Raw genomic sequence first — 18,046 nt, forward strand, 5'->3', positions numbered from 1 at the left:
AGTATTTCACACCAAGAGATGCTCCATAAACTAGATTTATAAATAAAACAGAGGCTGAGCCAGATGTCTGTATCTGCCTACTCTTTAATAGTACAGGTTCAAATAGCAGCTCCTTGAGGTAAATTCAAAAACCAGCAGCAATCCGAGATACATGGATTGCTGCTGGTTTTTATAGTTACTTGAAGCTAAACGCCGCTTTCACCACTCTGATTATTCCACTTCTTCCTGAAATTGACTGTTGTACAATTTCTCGTAGAAGCCTTTTTTAGCTATTAATGTTTCATGATTACCTTGTTCGATAATATGACCTTGATCCATCACTAAGATTAAATCTGCATCTCTGATAGTTGATAATCTATGGGCAATCACAAAACTTGTTCGGCCTTCCATGACTTTATCCATGGCCTTTTGAATTAAGCTTTCTAGTCGTGTATCCACTGAACTTGTCGCTTCATCTAAGATGAGAATTTTTGGATCTGAGATGATCGCACGAGCAATGGTTAAGAGTTGTTTTTGACCTAGGGAAACATTGTCCCCTTCTTCATTAATCTCCATGTTGTAACCATCTGGCATCGTCCGAATGAAATGATCCACATTGGCTGTTTTAGCAGCGTCTACCACTTCATAATCTGTGGCATCTAATTTACCAAAGCGAATATTGTCACCAAGTGTCCCACTATATAGCCAAGCATCTTGTAGTACCATGCCAAAGAGTGAACGCACATCACTTCGGTTCATCTGTTTCGTATCAATGCCGTCAATCTTAATAGCTCCTTCTGTCACGTCATAAAAACGCATTAAAAGGTTAATTAAAGTTGTTTTACCAGCACCAGTTGGACCAACAACAGCCACTGTTTGACCACTTTTGACTTCCACATTTAAGTTTTCAATCAACGGTTTTTCTGGATCATAACTAAATGACACATTTTCAAAAGTCACGTGACCTTCAATTTTTTCTGGTAAAGGAATATCAGACTCGTTTAGGACTTCTTCTGGTTCGTCCATAATTTCAAACACGCGCTTAGTTGCAGCAGACGCACTTTGAATCACAGATGATAATTGGGTGATTTGTCCCATTGGTTGACTGACTTGCCATACATATTGAATAAAGGCTTGCAAGTTACCTAGTAACAAAGTTCCTTGAATGATGTAGTAAGAACCAAACACTGCTACTCCTACGTAAGCACTGTAAGCTGTTAAGTTGACTAAAGGCATCATCAAGCCAGAAAGTGCCGCTGCTCTAAAACCATTATGTGCCAATTTTTTATTAACAGCTTTAAAATCTGTCATAGTTTGCTCTTCACGTCCGTAAAGTTTCAAGACGTTAAATCCAGTAAGGTTTTCTTGGACAAAACCATTTAAATCTCCTAAAGAATCTTGTTGTTTTTTGAAATACTTTTGTGAAATACTAACAACCACTTTTGAAATAATGATTGATAACGGAATAATGATAATAACGATTAACGCTAATTTTGTATTAATCATTAGCATCGCAACAATCGCAATGGTTAATCCTAAGATAGCATTAATAATCGCAATAAAACTTTGTTGCATGGCATTACTCACCGCATCCACATCATTTGTGACACGTGATAAAACATCCCCTAATTGATTTTTATCAAAATAAGATACTGGTAATCGGTTAATTTTTTTATCCAAGTCACGACGTAAATCTTTCATAGAATGTTGGACCACGTTTGTCATGAAGCGTTGTGACAAGTAATTGGCCACACTATAAATGACCCCAATAACCATCACCAAGACTAATACTTTTCCAATATAATCAAAATCAAGACCTTGACCATCTTTTATATTTTGTGCCACTCTTGTTGTTGGTAGACCTGTTATGTAGGGGAAAATACCATTCATTACAACAGCGACAATCGCCATGAAAATGGCTAAGAAAAAGTTACCTTTGTAAGGAGAGATGTAAGCATACAAACGACTTAGTAATCCGAATGATTTTTTCATGCTAATTCCTCCTCTGTTAATTGAGATGAAGCAATATCATAGTAAATAGAACAATTTTTAAGCAATTCCTTATGTGTTCCTGTTCCTACAACATTTCCTTCGTTTAACACAATAATCTTATCCGCATGCATAATCGTGCTGATCCGTTGTGCCACAATTAAAACCGTTGATTCTGTTGTTTCTTTTTTCAATCTATTTCTTAACGTTGCATCCGTCTTATAATCTAATGCCGAAAAACTATCATCAAAGACATAGATAGCTGGTTTTCTAATTAAGGCACGAGCAATCGCCAAGCGTTGTTTTTGTCCCCCTGAGAAGTTCGAGCCACCTTCTGAAATAGGTTCTTCTAAACCTTTGTCTTTTTGGGCAATAAATTCTGTTGCTTGTGCGATATCAAGCGCTTCTCGCATTTCTTCTTCTGTTGCGTCAGGTTTTCCGTATTTCAAATTATCCGCAATCGTTCCAGAGAACAACAACGCTTTTTGAGGTATAAATCCGATTTTATGGCGTAGTGCTGACAGTTTATAATCTCTCACGTCCACACCATCAATTTTAATCGCCCCTCTTGAAACATCATAAAATCTTGGGATTAACTGAATTAACGTTGATTTACCGCTTCCAGTACTACCAATAAATGCCACTGTTTCACCAGGACTCGCAGTAAAGGACACATCACGAATCACAGGACTTTCTGAATTTCCTGGATAAGCAAATGAAACGTCCTCAAACGACAGAACTCCTTGTGTTGTTGTTTCAGTTACCCCTTCTGGTAAATCTTTAATCACTGTTTCCATATCCAATACTTCTTGAACCCTAGCAGCTGAAACTGCGGCACGCGGATACATCATAAAGACTGATGAGAATAGAAGGAATGAAAATAACGCATGGAAAATATATTCGATAAAAGCAATTAAATTGCCGACTTCTAAACTACCTGCATCAATTTGGATACTCCCAAACCAAATAACAAGCACCATAACAATATTAAATAAGAAGAAAAAAGCTGGTTGTGCTGCGGCCATTAATTTAAATAATTTTTTTGAACTTTCAGCGTAATCAGAATTTACTTTGTCGAAACGCTCCTCTTCAAAAGGTTCATTGACAAAGGCACGAATCACTCGTAAACCAGATAGATTTTCTCTTAAAATCTTATTAATGTTGTCTAAATTTTTCTGTTGTTTTGTTGATAAGGGTTCTGATTTTTTACCAATAAATAAAATTCCACCCAGTAAGAATGGTAAGGCGCCAATCACAAAAGCTGTCAATGACGGACTTGTTCTAACAATCATGTACACACTTGAGGCAAACATAATCGGTGTAATAAACCCAATTCTTAAAATCATTCCCATAAAGGTCATGACTTGAAAAGCATCATTTGTTGTTCTTGTAATCAAAGATGACATTCCAATTTTTTCATATTCTTGATGAGAAAAAGTTTGAATATTTCCCATCATATCGTCTCGCATATGTTGAACCAAGCGCGTGTTAATTTTAGCTCCCACAACAGCTAAACCAATATATAGAATAATTCCTACAATAATGGTCATCACCATGAAACTACCCATTTTTTTCACATACTCAAAATCGCTGTTAACAATTCCCACGTCTAACATTTTAGCAAGTAACGTCGGTAATCCTAACTCGATAATGACAAAACCAAAAACGCAGATCATGTTAACCAACAATAATCCTTTTTGGCGCATTGCGTAATGCCACATAGTTTTCATCTAACCATCTCCTAACTAAAAAAAAGTAAATACTATGCTTTTTCTAACATACCATATTTATTTATAAAAAGCCTATCTTTTTCGTCCATTTCAAAAAGACATTATTTACATTTGTCGCATTACCAACGTGATGAAAAAGGCGTTTAGCTCCAAGCAGCTGGAGTGAATATTAAACAATCCACGGTTTTCGGATTGATTAATATTTGCGAAGTTGCCGCAGGAGCTGCCTTTTGAATCCAAACTACAACAGCGTGAATAAAAAATCGGTTTGCTCTGAGTAACTGGAAGGAGCAGATTTTTTATTCCGGACTACAGCGTGATGAAAAAGGCGCTTAGCTCCAAACAAATAAAAAAATAGAGTCCAACACGCAACGTCAGTCTCTATTTTTTAAATATTTAATTTTCGATTTCTTTTCTTTCATCCCACGTTGTTTTTATCTGACTAGCTAAAACTGACAGCATGCCTAATGTAAATATGATGTTTATCAAAATATTTCCTTGGCAGAAAACAACTGCAATTAATACGTTCATTACTATTCCAAATACCACAAGACTCAATACCATGTCTCTTCCCCCTTAACTTTACCTTTTTTATTATACTATCTGTTCTTAAAAAAAATAAGTCATAAATTCTTATTTTTTTCTGAATTTTACCCTCGTTAAAAAAATGATATAATGTAAAAAAGAGAAAGGATTGATGACAATGACACATTCAAATGAATCACTTTTATCTGAAAAAGAATTAATTAATGAGGGTTACAGAAAGTACTCCGGACAGACGATGGATATCTTCTATAAATAAAGAAAAATGCCAACATGTCGGTAATTGCGTTCGCGGAAATTCGGCTGTTTTTGAAGTTGGTCGACGTCCTTGGATTATTACGGATAATGCCGATAACACTAAAAATGAAACAGTTGTTAATACTTGCCCTACTGGTGCTCTAAAATTCATTAAAAAGGAGAACAAATAAATGTTTACTTACACTCAGGAAGAAAAACGTTTTGTTGTCTTTAATCAAGAAGAAACAGAAATCGGTGAAGTGACTTGGTCTACTGCAGGGGATTCAATGATCATTATTGATCACACCTATGTTGACGACAAATACCGGGGACAAGGTATCGCTGAGAAGCTCGTTTCTCTCGTTGTTTCTTATGCTAGAGAACATCATAAAAAAATTATCCCACTTTGTCCATTTGCTAAAAAAGAGTTTGATAGAAAAAAAGAATACCAAGATATTTTAAAGTGAAACGACGCGTGGTTGACTAAAATTGTCTGCCACGCTTTATTTTTTTAGTAGTGAATGTTTCTATACAATTACTATTGATTATGATAGAATGAACGTAATTGTTGAAGGAAAATCCTTCACACGCGAGACGGTGAATTTTTATCTTAGAATGAAACACAACAAGGTTTCATGTTACCTACTGAAAATATTTTAGTAGTAACTATATTGAAAATTAGGTGCTATCTACACCTCAGTTTGTTGTGTTTAAAAATATATTAACTCACTAAAAAACAATCAAAGGAGATTTTTATATGATTTATAAAGTATATTATCAAGATGACAAAAAAAATAGTCCACAAAGAGAAAAAACTCTTTCTCTATACATTGAAGCGACTTCCCCAGTAGAAGCAAGAAGAATAATTGAAACAAATACCCCGTATAACATTGAATTAATCCAATTATTAGAAGGCAACCACTTAGAGTACGAAAAAGAAAATGCTGACTTTACACTTGTGGAGTTTAATTAATCATGAAAGTCCAAATAAAAAACAATGAAACTGGTGTTTTTGGCATTGGTGGACTTGGAGAAATTGGAAAAAATACGTATGGGGTCCAATTTCAAGACGAAATTATCATGATTGATGCTGGGATTAAATTTCCAGAGGATGATTTACTTGGTATCGATTATGTTATTCCTGATTATCAATACATTCTTAAAAATTTAAACAAAGTCAAAGCTTTAGTTATTACTCATGGTCATGAGGATCATATTGGTGGGATTCCGTTTCTTCTAAAACAAGCAAATATCCCGATTTACGCTGGACCTCTTGCTATGGCTTTAATTCGTAACAAACTTGATGAACACGGGTTATTAAGAGATGCTGAACTGCATGAAGTAAACGAAGATTCAGTCATCAAGTTTAGAAAAACTTCAGTTAGTTTTTACCGTACCACTCACAGTATTCCAGAAGCAAACGGTGTTATTGTTAAAACACCATCTGGAAACGTTGTCTATTCGGGAGATTTCAAATTTGATTTTACCCCTGTTGGAGAACCTGCTGATTTACATAAAATGGCTCGATTAGGTGAAGAAGGTGTTCTTTGTTTACTATCTGACAGTACCAATGCTGAAATTCCCGATTTTACCAAATCTGAAAAAGTCATTGGAGAATCGATTTTAAAAATTATTGAAAAAGTTGAAGGTCGTGTTATTTTCGCTACTTTTGCTTCTAATATTTTTAGATTACAACAAACAGCTGAAGCTGCTGTCAAAACGGGTCGTAAAATTGCTGTTTTTGGTCGTAGTATGGAAAATGCGATGGTTAATGGGCGTGCTCTTGGCTATATAAATGTACCTGATGATACCTTTATTGATAGTCGTGAAATTAACAAATATCCTGCGAATGAAATTATGATTTTATGCACTGGTTCTCAAGGCGAACCGATGGCTGCACTTAGCCGTATTGCTAACGGAACTCACCGTCAAATTTCAATTCAGCCTGATGATACTGTTATTTTCTCAAGCTCACCAATTCCAGGTAACACAACTAGTGTTAACCGTTTAATCAACCTCCTCTCAGAAGCTGGTGCCAATGTTATTCACGGTAAAGTTAATAACATTCATACTTCTGGACATGGTGGTCAACAAGAGCAAAAATTATTATTACGCTTATTAAAACCAAAATATTTTATCCCTGTTCACGGTGAGTACCGTATGTTAAACGTTCACTCACAATCAGCACAAGCAACAGGTGTTAAAAAAGAAAACTGCTTTATCTTAGAAAACGGGGATGTTTTAGCCTTAACTCAAGATAGCGCTCGTATGGCTGGTCATTTTGTGGCTGACGATGTCTATGTGGATGGTAACGGTATTGGAGACATTGGTAACATTGTCCTAAAAGATCGTCGCATTCTTTCTGAGGATGGTTTAGTCTTAGCTGTTGCAACCGTTGATTATAAAACACAAACGATTGTTGCTGGTCCTGACATTCTATCTCGCGGCTTTATTTACATGAGAGAATCTGGTGAATTAATCCAAGAATCTCAACGTATTTTATTTAACGCCATAAGAAAAGCTTTAAAACAAAAAGATTGTAATGAAGAGATGCTGAATGAAGTCATTATTAATGCCATCCAACCTTTCTTAATTGAACAAACAGAGCGTCATCCAATGATTTTACCTGTTGTTCTTGAAACTAACTAAAGATATAAAAAAAGTGTAAGTAGACATCTACTTACACTTTTTGTTAATTTTAAGTTTTAAATTAAGCTTTAACTACGTTAGTTGCTTGAGGTCCGCGGTCGCTTTCTTCGACTTCAAAGTTCACTGCTTGTCCTTCTTCTAGAGATTTAAATCCTTCACCTTCGATAGCTGAGAAATGTACAAATACATCATTTCCTTCTTCTTGTTGAATGAATCCAAATCCTTTTTCAGCGTTAAACCATTTTACTGTTCCTTGAGCCATTTTATTTCCTCCTCGTGCCAATAAAGCACTAAATAATATTTGTATACTTGCTTTCGGTCGATAGAGGTGTTAAAACTAGCTTGTTACAACATCTATTGATTCCCAAAACCAAATTACAATTTAATCATAACGCAACTAATATGTAATTGCAAGTGTCCAAGTAAACGTTTTTTTCTATATGACACCGTTTTCTTTCATGCTAATATAACTCTTTTCCCCAATAACTAAGTGGTCAAGCATCTCAATTCCCATTAGACTTCCACATTCTATTAAACGATGAGTAAATGCGATGTCTTGCTTTGAAGGCTCTGGATTACCTGATGGGTGATTATGAACCACAATAATTCTTGCCGCAGAACATTTAACGGCTAATTTAAAAATTTCTCTTGGATGAGCCACCGATTGACTGAGAGAACCAATAAAAATAGTCTTCTTCTTCAAAATTTCATTTTTCGTATTCAAGTAAAGAACCATCAGATGCTCTTGCTGATAGTCTTTCATTTCTTTAATCAGTTGCTCTCCTAGAGCCGCACTGGAATGAATATTCCCTTTTTTCTCTCTTGAATAGAGAGACATTCTTCGACCAAATTCGATGACTGCTTGAATTTCAATGGCTTTGACTTCTCCTATCCCTTCGATCATCATAAGTTCCTCAACACTGGCAGTTTTCAAATCGAATAAATCATCAAAACTTTTCAAAATTTCTTCTGATAATTCCAAGACATTTTTATTGCGACTACCTGTTCTTAAGATAATTGCTAGCAATTCTTGATGATTTAATACTTCGGGGCCGTATTTTCTTAATCTCTCTCTTGGTTGTAATTCTTCATCATAATCTTTGAGTGATACAAACAAAAAATCCCTCCTCTTTATCTCATCTATAATGTACGAGAAAAGAGAGAGGGACTATTTTATTTTTCTGAGATAAAAGCTAAAACTTCTAATAAGTCTTTTTTAATACTGTGTGCTTTTTCTAAGGCTTCATCTGTTGGCGCTAATAAATCTGGGACCATGATTACAGACACGCCCGCCGCGTATGATGCTCTGATGCCATTTAATGAATCTTCTAACATCACTGTTTCATTTTTTGGAGTTCCTAATTTTTCCACAGCTTTTTCCACAATTTCTGGATCTGGCTTAGCATGAGTCACATCATTACATGACACAACATCGACGAAAAATTCTTTCAGCTCTGCTTTTACAAGTAGATCTTCAATGGTTTCTTTTGTGTTACTTGAAGCCACAATACAAGGAATACTTGCTTGTTTCAGGTAAGTTAGAAGTTCAACGATACCTTTTTTAAGAGGTGCGCCTGTTTCTTTAAATGTTTCCCTAACCACTTGGCGACTTTCATCAAAAAATTCACGAATCACTGACTCCTCCAAATAAGGATAGTCTTCAAGATATTTTTTAAAGACATGCTCCTCACTCAAACCAATCTCCGTTTTGTAATAAGCTTCATCGTAGCCTTTTAAACCATATTTTTCAGCCATCACGATGTTACTTGCACTGTAAATCGCTTCTGTATCTAATATCAAACCATCCATATCAAAAATGACACCACTTATTTTTTCCAATTAGTTGCCTCCTAATAAAATTTCTCTTACTTGGGAAATAAAGTACAGTGAACCAGTAATTAAAATCACATCGTCCCCTGTTAATTCTTCCATACTAACGGCTAAAGCTTCTTGCCATTTATCATAAGCATTCAGACCCATCTCGCTATATTGCTCTTTGGTAAATGCTTTCGGATAATCAAACGCTGTTACTTTTAAATCAAGATTAGGAACTGTTTTCAAGTCTCTAATCATTGAAGCGATGTCCTTAGTTGATAATGCCCCAAAAATTGTATGAATATGACTACCTTTGAATTCAGTTTTTAAGTTATTCACTAAAACTTCCATCGCATGCTCGTTATGAGCTCCATCTAAAACAATTAATGGCTCATCAGAAATTTTTTCCATACGGCCTGGCCAAAAAGCTTTCTTTAAGCCTTTCTTTATTTCTTTTCCAGAAACTGGTAAGCCTAATTTAGTTGAAACCACCTCATATAATTGAATCGCCACACTGGCATTATCGACTTGATGTTTACCAAGTAAACTAATCGTCATATGTGATAAATCAAGTGTTTGAGATTTAAAGTTAAAAATTTCTCCCCAGTTATCATCTGGTTGAATGTATTTACTTGAAAAATCAGTTTCATAACGGTAGATTGGACTTTTCAACATCTCTGCTTCTTTTTGAATCACTTCAAATGCAGCTTCATCTACGCGTCCCACAATCACAGGGACCTCTTGTTTAATAATTCCTGATTTTTGACCAGCTATTTCTTCAATAGTTTCACCTAAGATATCAATATGATCCAAACCAATCGTTGTAATAGCAGATACTAATGGTGTAATCACGTTTGTACAGTCATAGCGACCACCCAAACCAACTTCAACAATTACAATGTCAACATCAGAATCTAAGAAATATTGGAACATGATCGCCGTTAAAATCTCAAATTCAACGGCATTTTTTAAGTCTTCCACTGTATCCATATCGTCAACAAGTGGTTTAATTTTCGCAACTAAACGGACCAACTCTTCATCTGGAATTGATTTCCCGTTAATGGCGATGCGTTCGTTAAAGGTTTCAATGTAAGGGGATGTGAACGTGCCAACTTTTAATCCTTGTTCTTCAAGCAAACAACGAAGAAATGTCGTCGTAGATCCTTTCCCATTGGTTCCACCAATATGAACTGTTTTTAGTTTATGTTGGGGATTGTCCAATCTATTTAATAATTCATCAATTCTAATTAATCCTGGACGGATACCAAATTTAATGCGGTCATGAATCCAGGCTACTGTTTCTTCATAATTCATTGCTTAACCACCTATACATTTTTTATTATTGGTAAAAATTGCTTTTATTTCACGGGCTTAAAGTCTGCTATCACGACAACTTCACCACTAAGGATCAATCGAAAGTGCCGATTGGTCCTTAGTGCCTCCAGTTGCTCAGAGCAAAACGGTCTCTAAAGCACCTTTTGTAACTGTTTGATTCTTTCTGTTACGGCTGTTTGTTTTTCTAGGTAATCTTTTTCTTTGGCTTTTTCGCCTTCGACTACGGCTTCTGGGGCGCTTGAGACGAAGCGTTCGTTGTTTAATTTTTTCTGAACACGTTCTACTTCTTGTCCCCATTTAGCTAGTTCTTTTTCCAAACGAGCGATTTCTTCGTCGATATTGATTAAGTCTGCAAGTGGCAGGTAGATTTCTGCTCCTGTGATAACGGCACTCATTGATGTTTCTGGTGCGTCTACACTATCAGCAATCACTAATTCTTCTGGGTTACAGAAACGTTCAATGTATTTTGTATTTTCATTGAAGAATAGGTTTACTTTTTTATCGTTTGTTTTGATTAAAAGTGTGATTGGTTTAGACATTGGTGTATTCACTTCAGAACGAATGTTACGAACTGATCTGATTAATTCTTGTAAGACTTCCATTCCTCTAGCTGACGTTTCATCTGTAAATTCAGGTACTACTACAGGATAAGGCGCAGTGACTAATGATTCACCCTCGTGTGGTAATTTCTCCCAAATTTCTTCTGTCACAAACGGCATGATTGGGTGTAATAACTTAACAATCTTATCTAAAGTATAAGTTAAGACACTACGAGTCATGTTTTTCTGAGTTTCATCTTCTCCGTAAAGAATTTCTTTACTCATCTCAATATACCAATCACAGAAATCATCCCAGATAAAGTTATACAGCTGACGACCTGCTTCACCAAATTCAAAACGATCAAAGAAGTAAGTTACTTTTTCAATGGTTTCATTCAAGCGAGTTAAAATCCATTTATCAGCAACTGTTTTGTTGCCTTCTAAGTTAATATCTTCATAATTGAAGCCTTCTAGGTTCATAATAACAAAACGTGATGCGTTCCAAATTTTGTTAATGAAGTTCCAAGAAGAATCCATTTTTTCATAACTAAAACGCATATCTTGTCCTGGTGTTGAACCATTTGATAAGAACCAACGTAGGGCATCTGCTCCGTATTTCTCAATCACATCCATTGGGTCAATTCCGTTACCTAGAGATTTACTCATCTTACGACCATCTTCGGCACGAATTAAACCATGCATTAAAACTTTTTCAAAAGGACGTTCTCCAGTAAATTCTAAACTTTGAAAAATCATACGACTTACCCAGAAGAAAATAATGTCATACCCTGTTACTAAAGTGCTTGTTGGGAAGTAACGTTTAAAGTCTTCTGATTCTGTATCAGGCCAACCCATTGTTGAAAATGGCCATAAAGCGCTTGAGAACCATGTATCTAAAACATCTTCATCTTGCGTCCAGTTTTCAATATCGCTAGGCGCTTCATTTCCTACATACATTTCACCTGTTTCATTGTGATACCATGCTGGAATTTGATGTCCCCACCATAATTGACGAGAGATAACCCAATCATGGACATTTTCCATCCAAGTTAAGAAGGTTTGATCAAAACGTGGTGGATAGAATGTTACGGCATCTTCAGTTTGTTGATTTTTCATAGCCATTTCTGCTAATGGTTTCATTTTTACAAACCATTGTGTTGAAAGACGAGGCTCAACAACCACACCAGTTCTTTCAGAATGTCCCACGCTATGTACGTGTTTTTTGATTTCTTTAAGTAAACCTAGTTCATCTAAATCTTTAATCACTTGTTTACGGGCTGCAAAACGGTCCATACCTGCATATTTTCCAGCTAACTCATTCATTGTTGCCGTCGCATCCATTACATTGATACGCGGTAAGCTGTGGCGATTACCGACCTCAAAGTCATTAGGATCATGAGCTGGTGTAATTTTAACCACACCCGTTCCAAAGTCCATTTCAACATACTCATCAGCAATAATTGGAATTTCTTTATCCATTAATGGTAAGATCACTTTTTGACCAATTAAATGTTTGTAACGATCATCCTCAGGGTGAACGGCTACTGCTGTATCACCAAGCATTGTTTCTGGACGAGTCGTTGCAATTTCTAACTTGCCACTGCCATCAGCTAAAGGATAGTACATATGATAAAAGGCACCTTCAACATCTTTATGAATTACTTCAATATCTGAAAGAGCTGTTTTAGCTTGTGGATCCCAGTTAATAATATACTCCCCGCGGTAGATCAGTTCTTTTTCATAAAGTTTCACAAAAACTTTTTTCACAGCATCTGATAAGCCATCATCCAATGTGAATCGTTCACGAGAGTAATCCACAGATAAACCAAGTTTCCCCCACTGCTCACGAATATGACCAGCATATTCTTCTTTCCATTCTTTTGTTGATTCGATGAATTTTTCACGACCTAAGTCATAACGTGTTAAACCTTCACCACGTAATTTTTCTTCTACTTTTGCTTGCGTTGCAATCCCCGCGTGGTCCATTCCTGGTAACCATAACGTATCGAAACCTTGCATTCTTTTTTGTCTAATAATCATGTCTTGAAGAGTTGTATCCCAAGCATGACCTAAATGAAGTTTCCCTGTTACGTTTGGCGGTGGGATAACGATTGAATAAGGTTCTGCTGTTTTGTCGCCACTTGGTTTAAACACATCTTTATCTAGCCATTTTTTATAACGACCTGCTTCAACTTCTTTTGGATCAAATTTTGGTGCTAAATTGTTTTCTTCTGTCATCTCATATTGCCTTCTTTCTTATTTAGAATGTTATTTTTTTCGATAAAAAAAGCCCTAAAGTATTTCTACTTTAGGACGAATTGCTCGCGGTACCACCTAGATTACAGCGCATCAACATACACTGTCACTTTAAAGTGAGATAACGTTCACTAACCGAAAAAAATTCAGCTCATAAGCTACCTTCATACTTGTCAAAGGAAAATCTTTCAGCCAAGGATTTTCTTTCTAACTGCTTTTTAAAGTATTACTCCTCTTAATCTAAGCATTTTCATATTAGGTTCATTTTACAATGAAACACTACTCACGTCAAACTTAAATCAGATTTTTTGCTGCGTCAAGTGCGGCTTGGTAATTAGGTTCATGAGAAACTTCTGCCACAATCTCTTCATGAGCAATGTTACCTTTTGTATCAATCACAAAAATAGCACGTGCCAAGCGACCAATCTCAGGAATTAATAAACCATAGTTTTTACCAAATTCTAAATCTTCGTCGCGTAACATTGTCATATCAACGCCTTCAGCTGCACACCAGTTACCTTGTTCTTCTTTTGTGTTATTTGAAACAGTCACAAAATTAATCCCATTTTCACTAGCCGCTTCTTGATTAAAGCGTTTTGTTTGAATCGCACAGACAGATGTATCGATATCTGGAACGACACTTACGATTAATGGTTTGTTTGATAAACTAGCTAAATCGACTAACTTATCTTGTAAATCTACTAATGAAAAGACTGGGGCTTTTTCACCAACGATTGGTTGAATTCCTTCTAATTCTACTGGGTTACCTTTTAATGTTACTTGCATAAAAAAACACTCCTCTATCTTTATTTTAATCTCAGTATAAGGAGAAAAGAATAAAAAGACAAAGGAGATGCTTGTGATTAAATAGTTGTTAAATCGGGGTGATTGTAATTTTCATCGTAATAGATCAATGTTTGCAATTCAGTTGTTAAATCAATGTACTGAACTTGAACATGATGTGGTACTCTCAAGCGTTTTGGTGCAAAGTTTAGAATGGCAGTAACACCTGCATCCACCACTTCGTCAATGACTTGTTGCGCTTTACTGCTTGGCACCGTCATAATAACCGTTGTGATACTTTCTTTTTTGATCATCTCAGACATTTTAGCAATGTCTTCGACTTTAACATCATTAATTGTTTTTCCAATAAGTTCTGGATCTGAATCAAACGCAACAACAATATTTAAATTAGAATTTTTTCTAAAGTTATTATTAATCAACGCTTTCCCTAAATTACCAGCACCAACTAAAGCGATTCTCTTTTCAATTTCCGTATTTAAAATATTACTAAATACTTGAATTAAATAAGGAACATCATAACCATACCCACTTCTTCCTAGTTCACCAAAATGTGAAAAATCTCTTCTGATAGTGGCAGAAGGAATTTGAATCATTTGACTAAATTCGTTTGATTTAATTCTTTTTACTCCACTTTGATCTAAGGTTTTTAAGTAGCGAAAATACAAGGGAATTCTTTTAGCTGTAGCTTTTGGAATGGCATGATTTTTTTTCAAGTTTTCCATAAATAAATACTCCTTCCAAATTGTGACTATTTTCACATTAAGTGTATCATTTAATTTTTCACATTTCAATCAATTTGTGAAAAATATACGTAAAAAGAGAAATTTCAGACATTTTTTCGACAATTTGCTTTAATTAATTACCTTTTATAAAAAATAAACTTTAAATATAACATCCTTTTAGTTTTTATTGTTTTATTATGCTTTCCAGCTCAAATAACTTGGAATCAAAAAATAAGAAAAGAACTTAATTATATGTGGCAGTTAGCTGACGAACTTCATTTATCTATCTCAGATATCAGTCAGATTTCTGGTATCGGAACCCTTGATTTAAAAGCTAGTAAAGAAAAAAAGAGCTCTGTTTTTATTCCTAGAAGAAAAGCAGTTCTTACAACGATTAGAAAATTAGAAGCAAAAAAAGAGCTTGGAGATAAGAATTAAACTTATCTCACAGCTCTTTTTAAATTTCTTCTTTATGTAGTTTTAGTAAGATAATCGCAATCCATGAAGACATAAACGCTGGAAGAAGTAACGCTACCCAAATTGATGGATCACTAATATCATCCTTTAACATCTTCTCTAACTGACTTCCTTGGATAAACTTATCAAAGACTAATTGATACATCGTAATGTAGATTAAACTCCACTGAATATAGTATTCAATCAAAGTAAAAACAGACATGGATAATTTAAATTTTACGGTTGCCCATCTTAATAAGTAGTATGATAATAAACCTGACAGAATGGCACTTAATAAAACATATGTAAAAATATTTCCTGTGCTAAGTACTGGAATATATTCTACTAATTGATTGGTTCCCAAAAATGTAACCACAATAAGAATCCCATTTACGACAAGTAGCCCTAATAATACTAAAATAGATTTCAAAAATACGTATTTATCGATTTTTTTAGAAAACATCAATCGACTAATAAAGAAGATAACGCATAAAAGTAATATATTCATTGTTTCTCCTATTTCCTCTAACTATTAGAACAAGTCATCCATTTCATCTGTTGTTTCATTTAAGAAAACATCACTTGATTTAATTTCCTCAATTTGAAGTCCTGCCATTGCTCGCTCAATCAACGCATCGACTTCTAAACGACTCTCATAATGAAGCACTTTATCTAATTTAGGTTTCGTTTTTGGCTCAGGTGGGGCAAAAATCGTGCAACAATCTTCAAAAGGTTGAATCGCCAACTCAAAGGTATCAATTCTTTCAGCAATTTCAATAATCTCAGCTTTATCCATTGTGATGACTGGACGGATAATTGGTGTCGTTGTTACTTCATTGATTGCTAACATGCTGTGCATTGTTTGAGAAGCAACTTGTCCTAAAGATTCACCATTAACAATCGCTAACCCATGTCTTTGTTCTCTGATTAAATCAGTCAAACGTAACATGAAACGACGTGTAATCGTCATCCAATAACTAGACGGCACTGAGCGTTTAATCTCTTCTTGAATTTCTGTAAATGGTACGGTGATAAACTGAATACCACCCACATAAGGCGTTAGTTTAACAGTTAAGTCTTTAGCTTTTTGCAATGCTTTTTCGCTTGTGTAAGGTGGGCTGTAGAAATGAACTGCCTCAATTTCCATGCCACGTTTTAAAGCTAAGTAACCTGCTACTGGTGAATCAATTCCACCTGATAACATCAACATACCTTTACCACTTGACCCTACAGGAAGTCCAGCGGCACCATACACTGTTAAACAAGAAAGATAAGCCGCTTCTTGTCTGACTTCAACATCAACACGGATATCAGGTTTAATCATTTTCACTTCAATCCCTGGAATCCCTTCATAGATAGCAGCCCCAACTTCACGATTGATATCATTGCTATCCCAAACAAATTTTTTATCCGAACGACGACTTTGAACTTTAAACGTTTTACCTTCTTCCCAAACATCTTTAACCATATCAATTGCTGTTTGACGAATAATATTTTCATTTTTTTCCACTCGAACCACAGGTGAAAAACTTTGAATCCCAAAAATTGGTATTAAACGTTTCATGACTTCTTGATAATCCGTGCCATTTAAAATTAAATGCATCCGATCACGATCTGATTGAATTTTTACCTCTTCAAACTCATGTAAACTTTTCTTAATAATATGGGCTAATTGACTAATAAATAAACGTCGATTTTTACCCTTTGTTGATAATTCCCCGTAGCGAATCATGATTTCAGTATATTTCATAAAAACTCCTTTTTATCCGTTAATTTTTTCAAATTTATCATATAGTTGTTTAAATATAATTAAAAATTGCTCAGCTTCTGCCAATGTATTTTTTTCATCTAAACTAATTCGAATGGCCGTCTCGGCTAACTTGCTTGGCACACCCATTGAATGAAGCGTGCTACTCATCATTTTTTTCTTACTTGAGCAAGCACTTGTTGTTGAGACAAAAATTTCTTTGTCTTCCAGAGCATGAACTAAAACTTCACCCCTAATCCCTTTAATACCCACACATAAAATATGTGGTGCTTTTAAAGACTCCTCTTCAGGTGAAAAAATGGTCACTTTATGGAATTTAGCTAAAGCTTCTTCTAAATAATTGCGAATTTTTCTTATATAATTCGCTTTTAACTCCGCATCTTCAAATAATAAACGAGCAGCTCTTGCTGTTGCTACAATACCTGGTGTATTTTCAGTTGTACTGCGTTTATTATTTTCTTGACCACCACCAGTTAAAAGTGGAGCTAACTTACAACCGTGTTTCCAATATAAAATTCCAACGCCACGTGGTCCATGGAATTTATGGGCTGATAAACTAGCAAAATCCACACGATTTGTCAGCCAATGCTCTGTCGCAATTTTTCCTACTGCTTGAACAGCATCCACATGATAATGAATGTTTGGATAAGCTTCTAACACCTCACTGATTTCTTTAATCGGTTGAACCACGCCGACCTCGCTATTCACCACAATCGTTGAAACTAAAATTGTTTCATCCTTGATTGCGTTTTTTAACGTATCCACATCAATCACACCTGCCTTTGAAACAGGAACAAAAGTGATTTCAAAGCCTAATTGTTCTAGTTGTTTAGCTGTTTCTGAGACAGAAGGATGCTCCACAGAAGAAATAATCATGTGATTACCAAAAGGGCGTTTCTCAATCGCTGTTCCCTTTAATACCCAATTATTACTTTCAGTTCCACCACTAGTAAAGTATAGCTCTTCTTTTTTTACGCCTAACTGCGTTGCTATTTGCGCTCTTGATTTATCTAACAAGACATTTGCTTGTTCACCTAAACGATGTAAACTTGAGGGATTACCAATAAATCGCTCACTTGTGCGTTTATATGTTTCTAAGACACTTTTTTCAATAGCTGTCGTTGCACTATTATCAAAATAAATCATTGCCTCACTCTTTTCTAAAAATTCATGTTTTATTATAACGCCTTAACTCCCTTGGTTCAACTAGACGCTCTTCATTAT

17 protein-coding genes, 1 pseudogene and 1 other annotated feature are annotated in these 18,046 nt (G+C 35.3%); of the genes and pseudogenes, 5 read left to right on the forward strand and 13 right to left on the reverse strand.

Going from position 1 to position 18,046, the window contains the following annotated elements:
- Nucleotides 1-210: 210 nt before the first annotated feature.
- From G7082_RS02360 to G7082_RS02370, 3 genes are all read right to left on the reverse strand, one after another.
- Nucleotides 211-1,971: an ABC transporter ATP-binding protein gene (locus G7082_RS02360; protein ID WP_166033565.1), complete on the reverse strand. Its 1,761-nt coding sequence runs from the start codon at nucleotides 1,969-1,971 to the stop codon at nucleotides 211-213.
- The gene (locus G7082_RS02365; protein WP_166033566.1) at nucleotides 1,968-3,698 is read right to left on the reverse strand and encodes an ABC transporter ATP-binding protein; all 1,731 of its coding nucleotides are present in this window, start codon (nucleotides 3,696-3,698) and stop codon (nucleotides 1,968-1,970) included. The genes G7082_RS02360 and G7082_RS02365 overlap by 4 nt, the downstream gene beginning before the upstream one ends.
- A 396-nt stretch (nucleotides 3,699-4,094) precedes the next feature.
- Complete coding sequence (locus tag G7082_RS02370; RefSeq protein ID WP_166033567.1) at nucleotides 4,095-4,262, reverse strand: hypothetical protein; 168 nt, start codon at nucleotides 4,260-4,262, stop codon at nucleotides 4,095-4,097.
- 139 nt (nucleotides 4,263-4,401) lie between these two features.
- Between G7082_RS02370 and G7082_RS02375 the strand changes: the two are divergent.
- From G7082_RS02375 to rnjA, 4 genes and pseudogenes are all read left to right on the forward strand, one after another.
- Nucleotides 4,402-4,669: pseudogene (locus G7082_RS02375) on the forward strand ((4Fe-4S)-binding protein).
- Nucleotides 4,670-4,945 (forward strand): GNAT family N-acetyltransferase, encoded by a 276-nt coding sequence (locus tag G7082_RS02380; RefSeq protein ID WP_166033568.1) that lies wholly within the window; start codon nucleotides 4,670-4,672, stop codon nucleotides 4,943-4,945.
- A gap of 290 nt (nucleotides 4,946-5,235) precedes the next feature.
- Entirely contained in the window at nucleotides 5,236-5,451 is a 216-nt protein-coding gene (locus tag G7082_RS02385) for a DNA-dependent RNA polymerase subunit epsilon (protein ID WP_166033569.1), read from the forward strand.
- 2 nt (nucleotides 5,452-5,453) lie between these two features.
- Nucleotides 5,454-7,127 (forward strand): ribonuclease J1, encoded by a 1,674-nt coding sequence (rnjA, locus tag G7082_RS02390; protein WP_166033570.1) that lies wholly within the window; start codon nucleotides 5,454-5,456, stop codon nucleotides 7,125-7,127.
- Nucleotides 7,128-7,188: 61 nt separating this feature from the next.
- Here the strand turns inward: rnjA and G7082_RS02395 are convergent, their stop codons facing one another.
- The 7 genes from G7082_RS02395 to G7082_RS02425 form a co-directional block, all read right to left on the reverse strand.
- The gene (locus G7082_RS02395) at nucleotides 7,189-7,389 is read right to left on the reverse strand and encodes a cold-shock protein (protein ID WP_166033571.1); all 201 of its coding nucleotides are present in this window, start codon (nucleotides 7,387-7,389) and stop codon (nucleotides 7,189-7,191) included.
- Between the two features lie 174 nt (nucleotides 7,390-7,563).
- Nucleotides 7,564-8,244, reverse strand: a complete 681-nt coding sequence (radC, locus tag G7082_RS02400) for a RadC family protein (RefSeq protein WP_166033572.1) — start codon at nucleotides 8,242-8,244, stop codon at nucleotides 7,564-7,566.
- A gap of 56 nt (nucleotides 8,245-8,300) precedes the next feature.
- Nucleotides 8,301-8,966, reverse strand: a complete 666-nt coding sequence (locus tag G7082_RS02405; protein WP_166033573.1) for an HAD family hydrolase — start codon at nucleotides 8,964-8,966, stop codon at nucleotides 8,301-8,303.
- Nucleotides 8,967-10,256 carry a bifunctional folylpolyglutamate synthase/dihydrofolate synthase gene (locus tag G7082_RS02410; protein ID WP_166033574.1) on the reverse strand — a complete coding sequence of 430 codons (1,290 nt, stop codon included), beginning with the start codon at nucleotides 10,254-10,256 and terminating at the stop codon, nucleotides 8,967-8,969.
- 152 nt (nucleotides 10,257-10,408) lie between these two features.
- Nucleotides 10,409-13,054, reverse strand: a complete 2,646-nt coding sequence (locus tag G7082_RS02415) for a valine--tRNA ligase (RefSeq protein WP_166033575.1) — start codon at nucleotides 13,052-13,054, stop codon at nucleotides 10,409-10,411.
- 68 nt (nucleotides 13,055-13,122) lie between these two features.
- Nucleotides 13,123-13,324 (reverse strand) — a binding site (T-box leader).
- A gap of 42 nt (nucleotides 13,325-13,366) precedes the next feature.
- The gene (gene tpx / locus G7082_RS02420; protein ID WP_166033576.1) at nucleotides 13,367-13,858 is read right to left on the reverse strand and encodes a thiol peroxidase; all 492 of its coding nucleotides are present in this window, start codon (nucleotides 13,856-13,858) and stop codon (nucleotides 13,367-13,369) included.
- 77 nt (nucleotides 13,859-13,935) lie between these two features.
- Nucleotides 13,936-14,598, reverse strand: coding sequence for a redox-sensing transcriptional repressor Rex (locus G7082_RS02425; protein ID WP_166033577.1), 663 nt, complete (start codon nucleotides 14,596-14,598; stop codon nucleotides 13,936-13,938).
- A gap of 252 nt (nucleotides 14,599-14,850) precedes the next feature.
- On the opposite strand from G7082_RS02425, the gene G7082_RS02430 reads away from it, so the two are divergent.
- Complete coding sequence (locus G7082_RS02430; RefSeq protein ID WP_166033578.1) at nucleotides 14,851-15,036, forward strand: hypothetical protein; 186 nt, start codon at nucleotides 14,851-14,853, stop codon at nucleotides 15,034-15,036.
- A gap of 19 nt (nucleotides 15,037-15,055) precedes the next feature.
- Here G7082_RS02430 and G7082_RS02435 read toward each other — a convergent pair whose 3' ends face one another.
- Genes G7082_RS02435 through G7082_RS02445 form a run of 3 tightly spaced genes read right to left on the reverse strand, consistent with a single transcriptional unit; the run spans nucleotide 15,056 to nucleotide 17,968 of the window.
- A complete protein-coding gene (locus G7082_RS02435) occupies nucleotides 15,056-15,562 on the reverse strand; it encodes an SA1002 family membrane protein (protein ID WP_166033579.1) in 507 nt (168 codons plus the stop codon).
- 24 nt (nucleotides 15,563-15,586) lie between these two features.
- Nucleotides 15,587-16,804, reverse strand: coding sequence for a tRNA uracil 4-sulfurtransferase ThiI (gene thiI / locus G7082_RS02440; protein WP_166033580.1), 1,218 nt, complete (start codon nucleotides 16,802-16,804; stop codon nucleotides 15,587-15,589).
- A gap of 12 nt (nucleotides 16,805-16,816) precedes the next feature.
- Complete coding sequence (locus G7082_RS02445; RefSeq protein WP_166033581.1) at nucleotides 16,817-17,968, reverse strand: cysteine desulfurase family protein; 1,152 nt, start codon at nucleotides 17,966-17,968, stop codon at nucleotides 16,817-16,819.
- Nucleotides 17,969-18,046: the final 78 nt, after the last annotated feature.

Origin of the sequence: Vagococcus hydrophili, from assembly GCF_011304195.1 — a bacterium.
Lineage (GTDB): Bacteria > Bacillota > Bacilli > Lactobacillales > Vagococcaceae > Vagococcus > Vagococcus hydrophili.